Source organism: Streptomyces sp. V2I9, assembly GCF_030817475.1.
GTDB lineage: Bacteria > Actinomycetota > Actinomycetes > Streptomycetales > Streptomycetaceae > Streptomyces.
Map to the genome: position 1 here is coordinate 5,301,184 of NZ_JAUSZJ010000002.1, position 15,771 is coordinate 5,316,954.

At 71.7% G+C, this 15,771-nt stretch carries 15 protein-coding genes and 1 riboswitch; of the genes, 12 read left to right on the forward strand and 3 right to left on the reverse strand.

Annotation, left to right across the window (positions count from 1 at the left end):
• The first annotated feature begins 173 nt into the window (after window positions 1-173).
• Window positions 174-1,010 carry an RNA polymerase sigma factor WhiG gene (whiG, locus tag QFZ71_RS23355; RefSeq protein ID WP_307670112.1) on the forward strand — a complete coding sequence of 279 codons (837 nt, stop codon included), beginning with the start codon at window positions 174-176 and terminating at the stop codon, window positions 1,008-1,010.
• Window positions 1,011-1,166: 156 nt separating this feature from the next.
• Window positions 1,167-1,724 (forward strand): TetR/AcrR family transcriptional regulator, encoded by a 558-nt coding sequence (locus tag QFZ71_RS23360; RefSeq protein ID WP_307671557.1) that lies wholly within the window; start codon window positions 1,167-1,169, stop codon window positions 1,722-1,724.
• On the opposite strand, the gene QFZ71_RS23365 is transcribed toward QFZ71_RS23360, so the two are convergent.
• Window positions 1,675-2,601: a M23 family metallopeptidase gene (locus QFZ71_RS23365; protein ID WP_307670113.1), complete on the reverse strand. Its 927-nt coding sequence runs from the start codon at window positions 2,599-2,601 to the stop codon at window positions 1,675-1,677. The two genes, QFZ71_RS23360 and QFZ71_RS23365, sit on opposite strands and share 50 nt — an antisense overlap.
• A 410-nt stretch (window positions 2,602-3,011) precedes the next feature.
• On the opposite strand from QFZ71_RS23365, the gene rpsB reads away from it, so the two are divergent.
• From rpsB to QFZ71_RS23415, 10 genes are all read left to right on the forward strand, one after another.
• The gene (rpsB, locus tag QFZ71_RS23370; protein ID WP_307670114.1) at window positions 3,012-3,959 is read left to right on the forward strand and encodes a 30S ribosomal protein S2; all 948 of its coding nucleotides are present in this window, start codon (window positions 3,012-3,014) and stop codon (window positions 3,957-3,959) included.
• Window positions 3,960-4,058: 99 nt separating this feature from the next.
• Entirely contained in the window at window positions 4,059-4,895 is an 837-nt protein-coding gene (tsf, locus tag QFZ71_RS23375) for a translation elongation factor Ts (RefSeq protein WP_307670115.1), read from the forward strand.
• Between the two features lie 161 nt (window positions 4,896-5,056).
• The gene (gene pyrH, locus QFZ71_RS23380; RefSeq protein WP_307670116.1) at window positions 5,057-5,833 is read left to right on the forward strand and encodes a UMP kinase; all 777 of its coding nucleotides are present in this window, start codon (window positions 5,057-5,059) and stop codon (window positions 5,831-5,833) included.
• Window positions 5,834-5,956: 123 nt separating this feature from the next.
• Entirely contained in the window at window positions 5,957-6,514 is a 558-nt protein-coding gene (frr, locus tag QFZ71_RS23385) for a ribosome recycling factor (RefSeq protein WP_307670117.1), read from the forward strand.
• Window positions 6,514-7,611 carry a phosphatidate cytidylyltransferase gene (locus tag QFZ71_RS23390; protein ID WP_307670118.1) on the forward strand — a complete coding sequence of 366 codons (1,098 nt, stop codon included), beginning with the start codon at window positions 6,514-6,516 and terminating at the stop codon, window positions 7,609-7,611. The genes frr and QFZ71_RS23390 overlap by 1 nt, the downstream gene beginning before the upstream one ends.
• 109 nt (window positions 7,612-7,720) lie before the next feature.
• The gene (gene rlmN, locus QFZ71_RS23395; protein WP_307670119.1) at window positions 7,721-8,827 is read left to right on the forward strand and encodes a 23S rRNA (adenine(2503)-C(2))-methyltransferase RlmN; all 1,107 of its coding nucleotides are present in this window, start codon (window positions 7,721-7,723) and stop codon (window positions 8,825-8,827) included.
• 122 nt (window positions 8,828-8,949) lie between these two features.
• Window positions 8,950-9,066: riboswitch (TPP riboswitch) on the forward strand.
• A gap of 81 nt (window positions 9,067-9,147) precedes the next feature.
• Window positions 9,148-10,245: a thiamine ABC transporter substrate binding subunit gene (locus QFZ71_RS23400; protein WP_307670120.1), complete on the forward strand. Its 1,098-nt coding sequence runs from the start codon at window positions 9,148-9,150 to the stop codon at window positions 10,243-10,245.
• 80 nt (window positions 10,246-10,325) lie between these two features.
• Window positions 10,326-11,951, forward strand: a complete 1,626-nt coding sequence (locus QFZ71_RS23405) for an iron ABC transporter permease (RefSeq protein WP_307671558.1) — start codon at window positions 10,326-10,328, stop codon at window positions 11,949-11,951.
• A 5-nt stretch (window positions 11,952-11,956) separates the two neighbouring features.
• Window positions 11,957-12,985 (forward strand): ABC transporter ATP-binding protein, encoded by a 1,029-nt coding sequence (locus QFZ71_RS23410; protein WP_307670121.1) that lies wholly within the window; start codon window positions 11,957-11,959, stop codon window positions 12,983-12,985.
• Between the two features lie 188 nt (window positions 12,986-13,173).
• Entirely contained in the window at window positions 13,174-13,668 is a 495-nt protein-coding gene (locus tag QFZ71_RS23415; protein ID WP_307670122.1) for an SRPBCC domain-containing protein, read from the forward strand.
• A gap of 150 nt (window positions 13,669-13,818) precedes the next feature.
• Here QFZ71_RS23415 and QFZ71_RS23420 read toward each other — a convergent pair whose 3' ends face one another.
• Window positions 13,819-14,979 carry a hypothetical protein gene (locus QFZ71_RS23420; RefSeq protein ID WP_307670123.1) on the reverse strand — a complete coding sequence of 387 codons (1,161 nt, stop codon included), beginning with the start codon at window positions 14,977-14,979 and terminating at the stop codon, window positions 13,819-13,821.
• Complete coding sequence (locus tag QFZ71_RS23425) at window positions 14,961-15,698, reverse strand: ABC transporter ATP-binding protein (protein WP_307670124.1); 738 nt, start codon at window positions 15,696-15,698, stop codon at window positions 14,961-14,963. Before QFZ71_RS23425 ends, QFZ71_RS23420 begins: the two co-directional genes overlap by 19 nt.
• Window positions 15,699-15,771 lie beyond the last annotated feature (73 nt).

Below are 15,771 nucleotides of genomic sequence, written 5' to 3' on the forward strand. Positions count from 1 at the left end.
TACGGCCGCGGCCCCCGGCGGGCCCGGACGGCGGGACGGGCGACGCGCCGTCACACGCCAGGGATCTCCCGTCCTGCGCGGACCGCGACGTCGTAGTCACGCTACGCTCACAAGGACTACGCCCCAGACACAAGTCCCCCAGCACTTCACGGCAGAACGGCTCAAGGCACCACATGCCCCAGCACACCTCCGGGTCTGACCGCGCGGCAGCACCACCGCTTGCGCGTGGCACTGTGCGCCCTCCCGCCCCCTCCTCCCTCGACGAGTTGTGGCGTTCCTACAAGGCCACCGGTGACGAGCGGCTGCGGGAGCAGCTGATCCTGCACTACTCGCCGCTCGTCAAGTACGTCGCGGGCCGGGTGAGCGTGGGGCTGCCGTCCAACGTCGAGCAGGCCGACTTCGTCTCGTCCGGGGTCTTCGGACTGATCGACGCCATCGAGAAGTTCGACCTCGAACGGGCCATCAAATTCGAGACGTACGCGATCACCAGGATCCGCGGCGCGATGATCGACGAACTCCGCGCCCTGGACTGGATCCCGCGGTCCGTCCGGCAGAAGGCACGCAACGTGGAGCGCGCGTACGCCACGCTGGAGGCGCGATTCCGGCGCACGCCGTCGGAGGCCGAGGTCGCAGCGGAGATGGGCATCTCGCTGGAGGAACTGCACGCGGTCTTCAGCCAGTTGTCGCTGGCGAACGTGGTGGCCCTGGAGGAGCTGCTGCACGTCGGCGGAGAGGGCGGCGACCGGCTGAGTCTGATGGACACGCTGGAGGACACCGCCGCGGACAATCCGGTGGAGGTCGCCGAGGACCGCGAGCTTCGAAGACTTCTGGCACGGGCGATCAACACCCTCCCCGACCGCGAGAAGACCGTCGTGACCCTCTACTACTACGAGGGTCTGACCCTCGCGGAGATCGGCAACGTCCTCGGCGTGACCGAGAGCCGGGTCAGCCAGATCCACACCAAGTCCGTGCTCCAGCTCCGGGCGAAGCTGGCGGACGCGGGCCGCTGACGCCCCGGCCGACCGCGCCCCGTCCCCGCCGTCGTTCCGGCGGTGTCCGCCGATCGGGATCCGCGGTCCCTCCGGCCGTCCGATCGGCGGCCGTACCCTTCCTCCGCAGGCGTGCCGCCGTAGAGTGGACGCGTGCCCAGGATTCGAGCGGCCTCCGTGGCCGAGCACCGGACCATGCAGCGCGGCGCCCTCCTGGACGCCGCGCGCTCCCTGTTGTCCGAGGGCGGTACGGAGGCGCTGACCTTCCCCGCACTTGCCGAGCGCACGGGCCTCGCCAGGTCCTCCGTGTACGAGTACTTCCGCTCCCGAGCCGCCGTCGTCGAGGAGCTGTGCGCCGTCGACTTCCCCGTCTGGGCCGCCGAGGTGGAGAACGCCATGCGGCGCGCCGAGACGCCCGAGGCGAAGATCGAGGCGTACGTGCGCCGACAGCTCGACCTCGTCGGGGACCGCCGTCACCGCGCGGTCGTCGCCATCTCCGCGAGCGAGCTGGACGCGGGCGCGCGGGAGAAGATCCGCGCCGCGCACGGCGGACTGATCGCCATGATCGTCGAAGCGCTCGGCGACCTGGGCCACACCCAGCCGCGGCTGGCCGCCATGCTCCTCCAGGGCTCGGTGGACGCCGCCGTGCGCCGGATCGAGCTGGGCGTCGCCGAGGAGCCCGGGGTCATCGCGGACACCGCCGTCGCGATGGTCCTGCGCGGGGTGAGCGGCTGACCCCGGCGGCCGTGGGGGCGCCCGGCGCCGCGCCCGGCTCCGGCACCCCGAACACCGGCAGCAGCCGCGAGGGGCCCCTGCGCAGCAGCGAGGGCGGCAGCAGCGAGAGCGGGTCCAGGTAGGCGTCCTCGCGCCGCAGTCCCCAGTGCAGACAGGCCGCCGCGCAGTGGAACGGCCCCTCCTCCAGCACCGCGACCGGCTGCCCCGCGCGGACGTCCGCGCCCTCCTCGACCAGGGCCCGCACCGGTTCGTACGTGGTGCGCAGCGGCGGTGAGCCGCTGCCGGCCACCTCGACGGCGAGCACCCCGCGTCCCGCCACCCGTCCCGAGAACGACACCCGGCCGTCGACGGCCGCCAGCACCTGTGCGCCCGGCCCCGCCGCGAGGTCCACGCCGCGATGGCCGGGCCCGTACGGTCCTGCGGGCGGCTCCCACCCCCGTACCACCGCGGGCCGCCCCGCCAGAGGCCAGCTCCGGCCGCCCCCACCCCCACCATGGCCGGAGCCGGAGCCGGAGCCGGAGCCGGAGCCGGAGCCGGAGCCGGAACCGGAGGCCGAGCTCGAACCGGAGTCCGAACCGGAGGCCGAGCCTGTCTCCGCTTCCGAGCCCGCCTTCGCGTCCTCGTTCATGCCCAGGTCCGGGTCCCCGCCCGTCCCTGCCCCCGCACCGGCGTCCTGATGCGGTGGAGCGGCCCTGGCCCCGACGGGCAGGACGTCCGCGCCCGGCACCGAGGAACCGGCCGCAGGGGGAGGCCCGGCCGCCGGGAACCGGGCGGACAGCGTGAGGGTCAGGAGCAGCACGGGCAGCAGGAACGGCGCGAGCCGGGGCAGGCAGCGAGGGGCGGGGGAGCGGCGCAGGCCGCCGGGCTGAGAGCGCATGCCGCCACCCTGTCCCGGACGCCGGGATTCCGGGGATCGGCGGCCGTTCCTGTGGACCACTCGCCGGTTGTGGACATCTCCGTCACCGCTTCGTGAACGGTCCCCACCCGGTTGCGCACCTCACCGTCACCCGCCCGATTCGGCCCCGTCACCCGTCCGTGGCGACCCCGCCACCCACCCGTGAACCGGATCGTCGTCCGGCCGTGGCGGTCGCCGTCATCCGGCACCCGGCCGGTCCCGTACACTTCTTACGGCGATCCGGGTCACCGGGTCGACTTCGCACGCCCCGCCACCTCCATCTTCGCGGAGGTGGCCGCGCTCCTCGGTCCCTCGTGGCACGGCGCGTCGGGGCGTCAGGCGCGGACGCAAACCTGCGGCCGCGATAACCGAGCACCTCAAGGAGTACGGCCATGGCCGTCGTCACGATGCGGGAGCTGCTGGAAAGCGGCGTCCACTTCGGTCACCAGACCCGTCGCTGGAACCCGAAGATGAAGCGCTTCATCTTCACCGAGCGCAACGGCATCTACATCATCGACCTGCTCCAGTCGCTGTCGTACATCGACCGCGCCTACGAGTTCGTCAAGGAGACCGTCGCCCACGGCGGCTCCATCATGTTCGTGGGTACGAAGAAGCAGGCCCAGGAGGCCATCGCCGAGCAGGCGACGCGCGTCGGCATGCCGTACGTCAACCAGCGTTGGCTCGGTGGCATGCTCACCAACTTCTCCACCGTCTACAAGCGCCTCCAGCGCCTGAAGGAGCTGGAGCTCATCGACTTCGAGGACGTGGCCGCCTCCGGCCTCACCAAGAAGGAGCTCCTGGTCCTCTCGCGCGAGAAGGCCAAGCTGGAGAAGACCCTCGGTGGTATCCGCGAGATGCAGAAGGTGCCCAGCGCCGTCTGGATCGTCGACACCAAGAAGGAGCACATCGCCGTCGGTGAGGCGCGCAAGCTCCACATCCCGGTCGTCGCGATCCTCGACACCAACTGCGACCCCGACGAGGTCGACTACAAGATTCCGGGCAACGACGACGCGATCCGCTCCGTCACCCTGCTCACCCGCGTGATCGCCGACGCCGTCGCCGAGGGCCTCATCGCCCGCTCCGGTGCCGCCACCGGCGACTCGAAGCCGGGCGAGAAGGCCGCCGGCGAGCCCCTCGCCGAGTGGGAGCGCGACCTGCTCGAGGGCGACAAGAAGAACGTCGAGGTCGAGTCCTCGGTCGAGAACGAGCGTGACGTCGTCGCCGAGTCCGAGGACCCGGCCGAGCGCAACGCCGCCGCCGAGGCCGTGGGCGACTCCGTTCCCGTGGTCGAGACCCCCGACCAGGCCGCTGCCGCCGACGCGGACGCCGAGCAGGCCTGACACCCGTCACGGCTGCTGACGGCGGGGGCCGACGCCACGAGCGTCGCCCCCGCCGTTCACCCGTAGATCTTTCAGACTTCGAGAGAGACATACAGACTCATGGCGAACTACACCGCCGCTGACGTCAAGAAGCTCCGCGAGCTCACCGGCGCCGGCATGATGGACTGCAAGAAGGCGCTCGACGAGGCCGACGGCAACGTCGACAAGGCCGTCGAGGCGCTCCGCATCAAGGGCCAGAAGGGCGTCGCCAAGCGCGAGGGCCGTTCCGCCGAGAACGGCGCCGTCGTCTCCCTCATCTCCGAGGACCAGACGTCCGGCGTTCTGCTCGAGCTGAAGTGCGAGACGGACTTCGTCGCCAAGGGCGAGAAGTTCCAGAACGTCGCCAACACGCTCGCCGCGCACGTCGCCGCCACCTCCCCGGCCGACATCGAGGCGCTGCTCGCCTCCGAGATCGAGGCCGGCAAGACCGTCCAGGCGTACGTCGACGAGGCCAACGCCAACCTCGGCGAGAAGATCGTCCTGGACCGCTTCGCGCAGTTCACCGGTGCCTTCGTCGCCGTGTACATGCACCGCACCATGCCCGACCTGCCCCCGCAGATCGGTGTTCTGGTCGAGCTGGACAAGGCCGACGCCGAGCTGGCCAAGGGCATCGCGCAGCACATCGCCGCCTTCGCCCCGAAGTACCTCTCCCGCGAGGACGTCCCGGCCGAGGTCGTCGAGGCCGAGCGCCGCGTCGCCGAGGAGACCACCCGCGCCGAGGGCAAGCCCGAGGCCGCCCTCCCGAAGATCGTCGAGGGTCGGGTCAACGGCTTCTTCAAGGAGGCCACCCTCCTGGGCCAGCCGTACGCGCTGGACGCCAAGAAGTCGGTCCAGAAGGTTCTGGACGAGGCCGGTGTCACCCTGAAGCGCTTCTCGCGCATCAAGGTCGGCATCTGAGTCCGTCCGGGCGAACAGCACCGGACCCGATAGGGTCGGGTGCAGTCGACGGCCGTACTCACGCCGGACGACCGCAGATCTGACGAGGAGGCCATTGCCGCTGTAGGGACACCAGACCCACCGGCAATGGCCTTCTTCGTATGTGCACGAGGAGAATTTCCATGGACAAGGGCGCGGACGCCATTCAGGCCGACGGCAAGGGCGACGACGACAAGGGCTCCGGGCGTTTCATGCTGAAGCTCTCCGGCGAGGCTTTCGCCGGTGGCGGCGGGCTCGGCGTCGATCCCGACGTCGTGCACACCATCGCCCGCGAGATCGCCGCCGTCGTCCGCGACGGTGCCCAGATCGCGGTGGTCATCGGCGGAGGCAACTTCTTCCGCGGTGCCGAGCTGCAGCAGCGCGGCATGGACCGGGCCCGGTCCGACTACATGGGCATGCTCGGCACCGTCATGAACTGCCTGGCACTCCAGGACTTCCTGGAGAAGGAGGGCATCGACTCGCGCGTCCAGACCGCCATCACCATGGGCCAGGTCGCGGAGCCGTACATCCCGCTCCGCGCCGTCCGGCACCTGGAGAAGGGCCGCGTGGTGATCTTCGGCGCCGGTATGGGCATGCCGTACTTCTCCACCGACACCACCGCCGCGCAGCGCGCCCTGGAGATCGACGCCGAGGCGCTGCTCATGGGGAAGAACGGGGTGGACGGGGTCTACGACTCCGACCCGAAGACCAACCCTGGAGCGGTCAAGTTCGACGCGCTGGAGTACGGCGAGGTGATCGCCCGCGATCTGAAGGTCGCGGATGCCACCGCCATCACGCTCTGCCGTGACAACAAGCTGCCGATCCTCGTCTTCGAGCTGACCGCCCTGGGCAATATCGCTCGCGCGGTCAAGGGTGAGAAGATCGGCACGCTCGTGAGTGACGAGAGCACCCGGGCCTGACGGCCCCCAGGATGGACAACGGCCTGCCGGTGGGACACCGTGCAGGTTCAAGGACGCGACGCAGGACCCGCAGGGCCAGGCGATGACGACGCCGGGCCCACTCAAGACACGCAGGAGCACGTGGTGATCGAAGAAATCCTCCTCGAAGCCGAGGAGAAGATGGAGAAGGCCGTTGTCGTCGCGAAAGAGGACTTCGCCGCGATCCGTACCGGCCGTGCGCACCCGGCGATGTTCAACAAGATCGTCGCCGACTACTACGGCGCGCTGACCCCGATCAACCAGCTGGCCTCGTTCTCGGTGCCCGAGCCGCGGATGGCCGTCGTGACGCCGTTCGACAAGACCGCGCTGCGCAACATCGAGCAGGCGATCCGCGACTCCGACCTCGGCGTCAACCCGAGCAACGACGGCAATATCATCCGGGTGACCTTCCCCGAGCTGACGCAGGACCGCCGCAAGGAGTACATCAAGGTCGCCAAGGCCAAGGCCGAGGACTCCAAGATCTCGATCCGCTCCATCCGCCGCAAGGCGAAGGAAACGCTCGACAAGCTCGTCAAGGACAAGGAGTCCGGCGAGGACGAGGTGCGCCGCGCCGAGAAGGAGCTCGACGACACCACCGCGAAGTACGTCGCGCAGGTGGACGAGCTGCTGAAGCACAAGGAAGCCGAGCTGCTCGAAGTCTGATGAACGACTCTTCCTGGGGCGCCCCGCAAGGAGCCGGATACCGGGGCACGCCCGAGATGAGGGCTGCCCCGGCGGGTCTTGTCCACGATGTGCATGGCGCCCAGCAGACTCGGCCCATGCCCATCGTGCCGGACAGCCCCGACGCAGGTAGAGACGTAGGCGGAGAAGCCGACAACCGCGACGACCGGGACAGGGACGCCGCCCACATCGGCGGCCCCCTGTTCCGTGACGAGATGCCGCAGGAGCCCATGTCCACTCCGCTGCCGCCCCCGCAGCAGAAGAAGCGCGCGGGGCGTGATCTGCGCGCCGCCATAGGGGTCGGCGTGGGACTCGGCGCCGTCATCGTCCTTTCGCTGTTCGTCGTGAAGGCCGCCTTCGTCGGCGTCATCGTGGTCGCCGTCGTCGTCGGCCTCTGGGAGCTCACCTCCCGCCTCAAGGAGCGCAAGGGCATCAACGCGCCCCTGATCCCGCTGGCCGTCGGCGGTGCCGCCATGGTCATCGCCGGGTACGCCCGGGGCCCCGAGGGGGCCTGGATCGCGATGGCGCTGACCGCCCTGGCGGTGCTGGTCCGGCGGATGACCCAACCGCCGGAGGGATACCTCAAGGACGTCACCGCCGGGGTCTTCGCGGCGTTCTACGTCCCCTTCCTGGCCACCTTCGTGGCCCTGATGCTGACGGCGGACGACGGAGAGTGGCGGGTCCTGGCCTTCCTCGTCCTCACGGTGGTCAGCGACACGGGGGCGTACGCGGTCGGCTGGCGGTTCGGCACGCACAAGCTCGCCCCGCGCATCAGCCCCGGCAAGACCCGTGAGGGACTGCTCGGCGCGGTCGGCTTCGCGATGGCCGCCGGCGCGCTGTGCATGGAGTTCCTGATCGACGGCGGCGCCTGGTGGCAGGGGCTCCTCCTGGGTCTCGGGGTGGCCGTCAGCGCCACCCTGGGCGACCTCGGCGAATCCATGATCAAGCGGGACCTCGGGATCAAGGACATGGGCACCCTGCTTCCGGGCCACGGCGGCATCATGGACCGGCTCGACTCGCTCCTGCCGACCGCGCCGGTCGTCTGGTTGCTGCTGGTGCTGTTCGTGGGCTCCACCTGAGCCTCCTCGCACCCCGGTACCCCTCCCCACCTGCACGTTTCACGAATGAGGGTCCGTTGTCCACAGGGCGGCGGGCCCTTACTCGTATGTCTGCGACACTGGATGAACCATGCCTAAGCCCGGAGAACTCACTTTCGTCGCGCCCCGCGGAGCCAAGCAGCCCCCGCGGCACCTCGCCGACCTCACGCCCGCCGAGCGCAAGGAAGCGGTCGCCGCTACCGGTGAGAAGCCGTTCCGCGCCCAGCAGCTCTCGCAGCACTACTTCTCGCGGTACGCGCACGACCCCGCCCAGTGGACGAACGTCCCGGCCGGGTCGCGCGAGAAGCTGGCCGAGGCGCTGTTCCCCGAGCTGATGTCGGTGGTCCGGCACATCAGCTGCGACGACGACACCACCCGTAAGACCCTGTGGAAGCTGCACGACGGGACGCTCGTCGAGTCCGTCCTGATGCGCTACCCGGACCGCGTCACCATGTGCATCTCCTCGCAGGCCGGCTGCGGCATGAACTGCCCGTTCTGCGCCACCGGCCAGGCCGGCCTCGACCGCAATCTGTCGACCGCCGAGATCGTGCACCAGATCGTCGACGGCATGCGCGCCCTGCGCGACGGCGAGGTGCCCGGCGGTCCGGCGCGGCTGTCCAACATCGTCTTCATGGGCATGGGTGAGCCGCTCGCCAACTACAAGCGCGTGGTCGGCGCGATCCGCCGGCTCACCGACCCGGAGCCGGACGGCCTCGGTCTCTCGCAGCGCGGGATCACCGTCTCCACCGTGGGCCTGGTCCCGGCCATGCTGCGCTTCGCCGACGAGGGCTTCAAGTGCCGCCTCGCCGTCTCGCTGCACGCCCCGGACGACGAGCTGCGCGACACCCTCGTCCCCGTCAACACCCGGTGGAAGGTCCGCGAGGTCCTGGACGCCGCCTGGGAGTACGCCGAGAAGTCCGGCCGCCGGATCTCCATCGAGTACGCCCTGATCCGGGACATCAACGACCAGGCATGGCGCGGTGACCTGCTCGGCCGGATGCTCAAGGGCAAGCGGGTCCACGTCAATCTGATCCCGCTGAACCCCACGCCCGGCTCCCGGTGGACCGCCTCGCGGCCCGAGGACGAGAAGGCGTTCGTCGAGGCCATCGCGGCCCACGGCGTGCCCGTCACCGTCCGGGACACCCGGGGGCAGGAGATCGACGGGGCCTGCGGGCAGCTCGCGGCCTCCGAGCGCTGAGGCCGGGGAATGCGAGGCCCGGACCGGCGCCGGGGTCAGGCCGGGGGCGGAGGCCCGTGGTCCCACGCGACCTCCCGGACCGGCCGGAAACCGCCCGTGTAGCCTGGGCCGAAACCAACTTCATATTCCGACAGGGGAGCGCCACAGCGCTGAGAGTGCGGCACCGACGACAGGTTGGCCGCAGACCCTCTGAACCTCGCCCGGGTCATTCCGGGTAGGAAGTTCGGACAGTACTCAAGCTGTTGCGCCCTGCCCGCTTCCGGTTCGCCGGAGAGCGGGCAGGGCCGCGTCTCTTCCTGGTCACCTCCAGGAGGAATCACATGAACACCACCACGAAGTACGCGGCGGCCGCGCTCGCCGCGACGCTCGGCGTCACCGTGCTCGCGGGCTGCGGGAGCGACGGGGACCCGGCCGGCTCCGGGGCGTCCAAGGGCAGCGGCTCCAAGACCGTCACCCTGGTCAGCCACGACTCCTTCAACGTCTCGGACAAGGTGCTGAAGGCGTTCACGAAGGAGACCGGCTACCGGGTCAAGACGCTCAAGAGCGGTGACGCCGGAGCCGCGCTCAACCAGGAGATCCTGACCAAGGGCTCCCCGCGCGGCGACGTCTTCTTCGGCGTCGACAACACCCTGCTCTCCCGCGCCCTCGACAACGGCCTGTTCACCCCGTACGAGGCCAAGGGTCTCGACCGGGTCGCCCGGGACACCCAGCAGGACGAGAAGCACCGCGTCACTCCCGTCGACACCGGTGACATCTGCGTCAACTACGACAAGAAGTTCTTCGCCGACAAGAAGCTCGCGCCGCCGAAGACCTTCGAGGACCTGCTGAAGCCCGCGTACAAGAACCTCCTCGTCACCGAGAACGCCGCCAGCTCCTCGCCCGGTCTCGGCTTCCTCCTCGGCACCATCGCCTCCGAGGGCGAGGACGGCTACGAGGCGTACTGGAAGAAGCTCGAGGCCAATGGGGTCAAGGTCGTCGACGGCTGGGAGCAGGCCTACAACGAGGAGTTCTCCGGCTCCGCCGGCGGGAAGAAGACGGGCGCCGACCGGCCGCTCGTCGTCTCCTACGCCTCCAGCCCGCCCGTCGAGGTACTGTACGCCGACCCGCAGCCGAAGGAGGCCCCCACCGGGGTCGCCACGGGGACCTGCTTCCGGCAGACCGAGTACGCCGGGCTGCTGACCGGGGCGAAGAACGAGGCGGGCGGCAAGGCGCTGCTGGACTTCCTGATCAGCAAGACCTTCCAGGAGGACATGCCGCTGAACATGTTCGTGAACCCGGTCGTGAAGGACGCCGAACTCCCGGAGCTGTTCACGAAGTTCGGCGAGCAGATCGCCACGCCGCCCACCGTCGCGCCCGAGAAGATCACCGCCAACCGCGAGCAGTGGATCCAGTCGTGGCAGTCGCTGGTCCTGAAGTAGAGCCCGCGAAGCGGACCGCCCGGCCTGCGCCGCCCGTGCGCGGTGCAGGCCGGCGTGGGGCGGCGCTGCGGCTCGGCCTGATGGCCGTGCCCGCCGCCTTCTTCGTCGTCTTCTTCGCCTACCCCGTGACCGCGATCGTCGGCCGCGGGATCAAGACGGAGGACGGCTGGCAGTTCGGGCGGATCGGCGAGGTGCTGGGCCGCCCGGACATCCTCGACGTCCTCTGGTTCACCACCTGGCAGGCCCTCGCCTCGACCGCGCTCACCCTGCTGATCGCCCTGCCCGGAGCGTACGTCTTCGCACGCTTCGCCTTTCCCGGCAAACAGGTGCTGCGGGCCGTCGTCACCGTGCCGTTCGTGCTGCCGACCGTCGTCGTCGGCACCGCGTTCCTGGCGGTGCTGGGGCGCGGCGGGCTCCTGGACGAGCTGGGGGGCGTCCGCCTCGACACCACCGTGTGGGCGATCCTGCTGGCCCACGTCTTCTTCAACTACGCCGTCGTCGTCCGGACGGTGGGCGGACTCTGGTCCCAGCTCGACCCGCGCCAGGAGGAGGCCGCCAGGGTGCTGGGGGCCGGGAGGTTCGCCGCCTTCCGCCGGGTGACGCTGCCCGCGCTCGCCCCGGCCGTCGCCGCCGCCGCGCTGATGGTCTTCCTCTTCACCTTCACCTCCTTCGGCGTCGTGCAGATCCTCGGCGGACCGGCGTACTCCACCCTGGAGGTGGAGGTCTACCGGCAGACCGCCCAGCTGCTGGACCTGCCGACCGCCGCCGTGCTGACCCTGGTGCAGTTCACGGCGGTCGGCGCGATCCTCGCCGTGCACGCCGTGACCGTGCGCCGCCGGGAACGGGCGCTGAAACTGGTCGATCCGGCCCGGACCTCCCGCCGGCCGCGCGGCGCGGGGCAGTGGGCGCTGCTCGGCGGCGTCCTGCTCACCGCCCTGCTGCTGATCCTGCTGCCGCTCGGGGTGCTGGTGGAGCGATCCTTCGGGGGAGCCGACGGGCCGGGCGGTTACGGGTTCGGCTACTACCGGGCCCTCCGGTCCGCCGGGTCCGGCGCCTCCTCCACCTTCCTGGTGCCTCCGCTGGAGGCCGTCGGCAACTCCCTGCGGTACGCGCTCGCCGCGACGCTGATCGCCCTCGTCGTCGGCGGGCTCGCGGCGGCGGCCCTGACCCGCAGGGCCGGGCGGCTGGTCCGGGGCTTCGACGCGCTGCTGATGCTGCCGCTCGGGGTCTCCGCCGTGACCGTGGGCTTCGGCTTCCTGATCACCCTGGACGAGCCGCCGCTCGATCTGCGGACCTCCTGGATCCTGGTCCCGCTCGCGCAGGCACTGGTCGGCGTCCCCTTCGTCGTCCGGACCATGCTGCCGGTGCTGCGCGCGGTCGACGAGCGGCTGCGGGAGGCCGCCGCCGTGCTCGGGGCCTCCCCGTGGCGGGCCTGGCGGGAGGTCGATCTGCCGCTGGTACGGCGGGCGGTGCTGGTGGCGGCGGGCTTCGCCTTCGCCGTCTCGCTCGGGGAGTTCGGCGCCACGGTCTTCATCGCGCGGCCCGACAACCCGACCCTGCCGGTCGCCGTGGCCCGGCTGCTCGGCCGCTCCGGGGAGCTCAACTACGGGCAGGCGATGGCCCTGAGCACGATCCTCATGCTGGTGTGCGCGGTGTCGCTGCTGCTCCTGGAACGCATCCGCACCGACCGATCAGGGGAGTTCTGAACGACATGCTGAGCTTGCGGGAAGCCACCGTACGGTTCGGGAAGCGGACGGCGCTGGACGCGGTGGACCTGGAGGTCGCCGACCACCGGGTCGTCTGCCTGCTCGGCCCCAGCGGCAGCGGCAAGTCCACCCTGCTGAGGGCTGTCGCCGGACTCCAGCCGATGGACGGCGGCCGGGTCGTGCTGGACGGCCGGGACCAGGCGGGCGTCCCGGTGCACCGGCGCGGCCTCGGCCTGATGTTCCAGGACCACCAGCTCTTCCCGCACCGGGACGTCGGCGCGAACATCGCCTTCGGGCTGCGGATGCACGGCGTCGGGCGGGCCGAGGCCGGGAACCGGGTGCGGGAGCTGCTGGAACTGGTGGGGCTGCCGGGGGCCGAACGGCGTGCGGTCGCCGCGCTCTCCGGCGGTGAGCAGCAGCGCGTCGCCCTGGCCCGCGCGCTGGCCCCGCGCCCGAAGCTGCTGATGCTGGACGAACCGCTCGGCCAGCTCGACCGGAGTCTGCGTGAGCGGATCGTCATCGAACTGCGCACGCTCTTCCGGGAGTTGGGCACCACTGTGCTGGCCGTCACCCATGACCAGGGCGAGGCGTTCGCGCTCGCCGACCGGGTCGTCGTGATGCGGGACGGCCGGATCGCGCAGGAGGGCAGCCCGCTGGAGGTCTGGCAGCGGCCGACCTCCGCGTTCGTCGCCCGGTTCCTGGGCTTCGACAACGTCACCGGGGCGACCGTGACCGGGCGGGCCGCCGCCACCGCCTGGGGGAAGGTCCCTGTGCCCGAGGGCTCCCCGCAGGGCGACGCCGCTCTGCTGGTCCGGCCCGCCGGGGTCCTGATCGGCGCTCCCGAGGAGGGCCTGCGCTGCACGGTGGGCGTCCGCACCTTCCGGGGCAACCACGTGACCGTACGCCTGGTGCCCGAGAACGCGCCCGTGCTGGAGGCCGAGTGCGCTCTGCGGGACACCCCGGACGAGGGCGCCGTCGTGGGCGTCCGGTTCGACGCGGCGGAGACGGTGGTGCTGGCGGGCGAGGGCCGCTGACAAGGCCCCCGAGCGACCGGGTGGGGCCGTCGCGCGGCCGGGAGGACCGTCCCGAGCGACCGGGTGGGGCCGTCGCGTCCCCCATCGACGCGACAAGGGGGTGCGGGGCCGGGCAAGCTGGAGGGGGAGACCCCGCCGGCCGCGCACCCGCCCCGGCGGGGACGGCCGAACCGACAAGGACCGTGACCATGACCGGTGGCACCCGCGAGGGCATCGACCTCACCCGCGTCCTGCACGCCCCGCAGCAGCGTGTCTTCGCCGCCTGGACCTCGCCGGAGGACTTCGCCGCCTGGTACGGGGGCGAGGCGGAGGTTCCGCTGGACCGGGTGGCGATGGACGTACGTCCTGGTGGCGGGTGGAGTCTGGTCATCGTGATGCCGGGGGTGGAGCTGCCCTTCCGCGGGGTCTACCGGGAGGAGAGCGAGCCCGACGGGCTGGTGTTCACGCTGCTGGACTCCTCCGCGCCCGAGGGCGCACCCGATGGTTCTGAAGGTTCCGGGGGTTCCGAGGTCACCGAGGGCGAGACCGTCACCGTCACCTTCAGCGACCTGGGTGACGGCACCACGGAGCTGGCCTTCCAGCAGCGCGGCGGCAACCTCACCCCCGAGCAGTACGCGGCGGCCGAGGACGGCTGGGAGGCGTTCTTCGACGCCCTGGCCGCACGTCTCGCCACCCACCCCTGAGCCCGCCGGGGGCTCCCGCCGTACCCCCGGGAGCCCCCGGCGGCCGCCGTACCCCTGTTGTCCCGCGCCGGAGCTCCCGCCGGCCCTCGTACGCCGGGGCATGCGAAAGGGGCTCCCGGCGGGCCTCGTGCCGCGGGAGCCCCCTGCGCGTCACTTCGTCAGCGGGAGCGCCGCCAGCTGCGCGATCAACCAGGTCAGCGGGGCGAACAGGGTCAGCAGCGCGACCGCCCGCAGCGCCGTCGCGCGACGCAGGGCGGTGGCCGGGGTGCCCATCCTCAGCAGCACCCCGACCGTGTGGGCGCGGGCGTGCTTGGCTTCCAGTGCCGAGGTCAGCAGCGTCGCCGTCGTACAGCCGATGACCAGCACCGCGCCGAGTGCGGTGAGCGGGCCGTAGGGGCGCTCACCGCCTCCGTAGAGCGCGGACGCGGCGATCGCGGCGGACACCACCGCGCAGACGACGCCGAGCGGGCGGCCGATCCGGCGGGCCTCGTCCATCAGGACCCGGCCCGCCAGCAGCCGTACGGCACCGGGGCGCACCGCCTGCAGTGCCCGCCCGCACAGATACGTCAGGCTCGGGCCCGCCGTCGCCAGGCCGACCGCGGTGAGCGTCCACCCGATCAGGACCGCGACCGGGGTGGAGTCGTACCGTCCGGGCAGCGGGAACGCGTTGCCGCCCGACCCGCGGGAGGCGATCGCCTCGACCGCCAGCCCGGCGGCCACCAGGGCCACGCCCCAGGGGAGCCCGGCCGGGGCCGGGGCGGGCTCCACGAGCTCCTCGGAGCCGAAGGCGTCCCGTGCGGGGTCGGGCCGCGACCGCAGCGCCAGCGCGCTCGCCGTCGAGGCGGCCACCGGCACCAGCGCCAGCAGCGTCAGCGCGGCGGCGAGCGGCAGCGGGGTGCCCGCGCCGAGGAACTCCGCCGCGCCGCCGTCGAACGGCATCCCGGTCAGATCGCCGCGCAGGTGCAGGAAGAAGAGCAGCGCCACCAGCGAGCCGAGGGTGGTGGAGACCGCCGTGGAGACCGCGGCCAGCACCGAGAGCCGTACCGGGCCCAGGCCCAGGGCGGAGAGGCCCGGCCGGGGCCGGGTGCTCGGGTCCGCGCGGGCCACCGCCACGGCGAACTGCACCGTGGCGGCCAACGGGACGAAGCACCAGAGCAGCCGCAGCACGGAACCGGCGGAGGCGGGGTGCGCCACGGCGTACCCGAGGGCGCACAGGAGGAGGAACCCGACGCCGGCCGAGGCGGCGGCGACCAGCAGCCGCCGGACCAGGACGAGAGGGTGGGAACCGCGGGCTAGACGGAGAGCGAGCACGCCGCGCGGCCCTCCGCTTCCGGTTTCGCGGGCAGGGTGACGGTGGCGACGCAGCGGCCGTCCAGCATCGGGACCGCCCGGTCGGCGAGCGCGGCGACCTCCGCGTCGTGCGTGGCCAGCACGATGGTGATGCCGTGCGAGCGGGCCGCCGTGGTCAGCGTGCGCAGCACCTGCGTGCGGTCGGTGCGGTGCAGGGTGGCCGTGGGCTCGTCCGCGAAGATCACCGTCGGCGAGCCGCACAGGGCGCGGGCCACCGAGATCCGCTGGCGCTGCGCCTGGAGCAGGGCGTACGGCCGCTTCTTGGCGAAGGCGGCGATGTCCAGGCGCTCCATCCACTCCGCGGCCGCCTTCCGGGCGGCCCGGTGCGAGACGCCGCGCAGCAGCAGCGGCAGCGCGACGTTCTCCCGGACGGTCAGCTCGGGGACCAGCTCCGGGTCCGCGCCGATCCAGCCGAAACGCTCGCGGCGCAGCTGTTCGCGGACCCGTGGGGCCATGGTGTGGACGGGCACGCTGTTGAACCAGACCTCGCCCTCCTGGGGCACCAGGCGGCCCGAGAGGCAGTGCAGCAGCGTCGTCTTGCCGCTTCCGCGCGGCCCGGTCACGGCGAGGATCTCGGCGTCCCGGACGCCGATGGAGACACCGCCGAGACCGGGCGATCCGTTGTGGGAGTGGTGCAGGGAGCGCGCCCAGATCACGTCGTTGTCCGGCGGGGCCACCATGGCGTACACCTCGGTTCAGGTCAGATTTCCCGTTCCCCCGTACGGGGGAACGAAGACGCGGCCGATCGGTCAC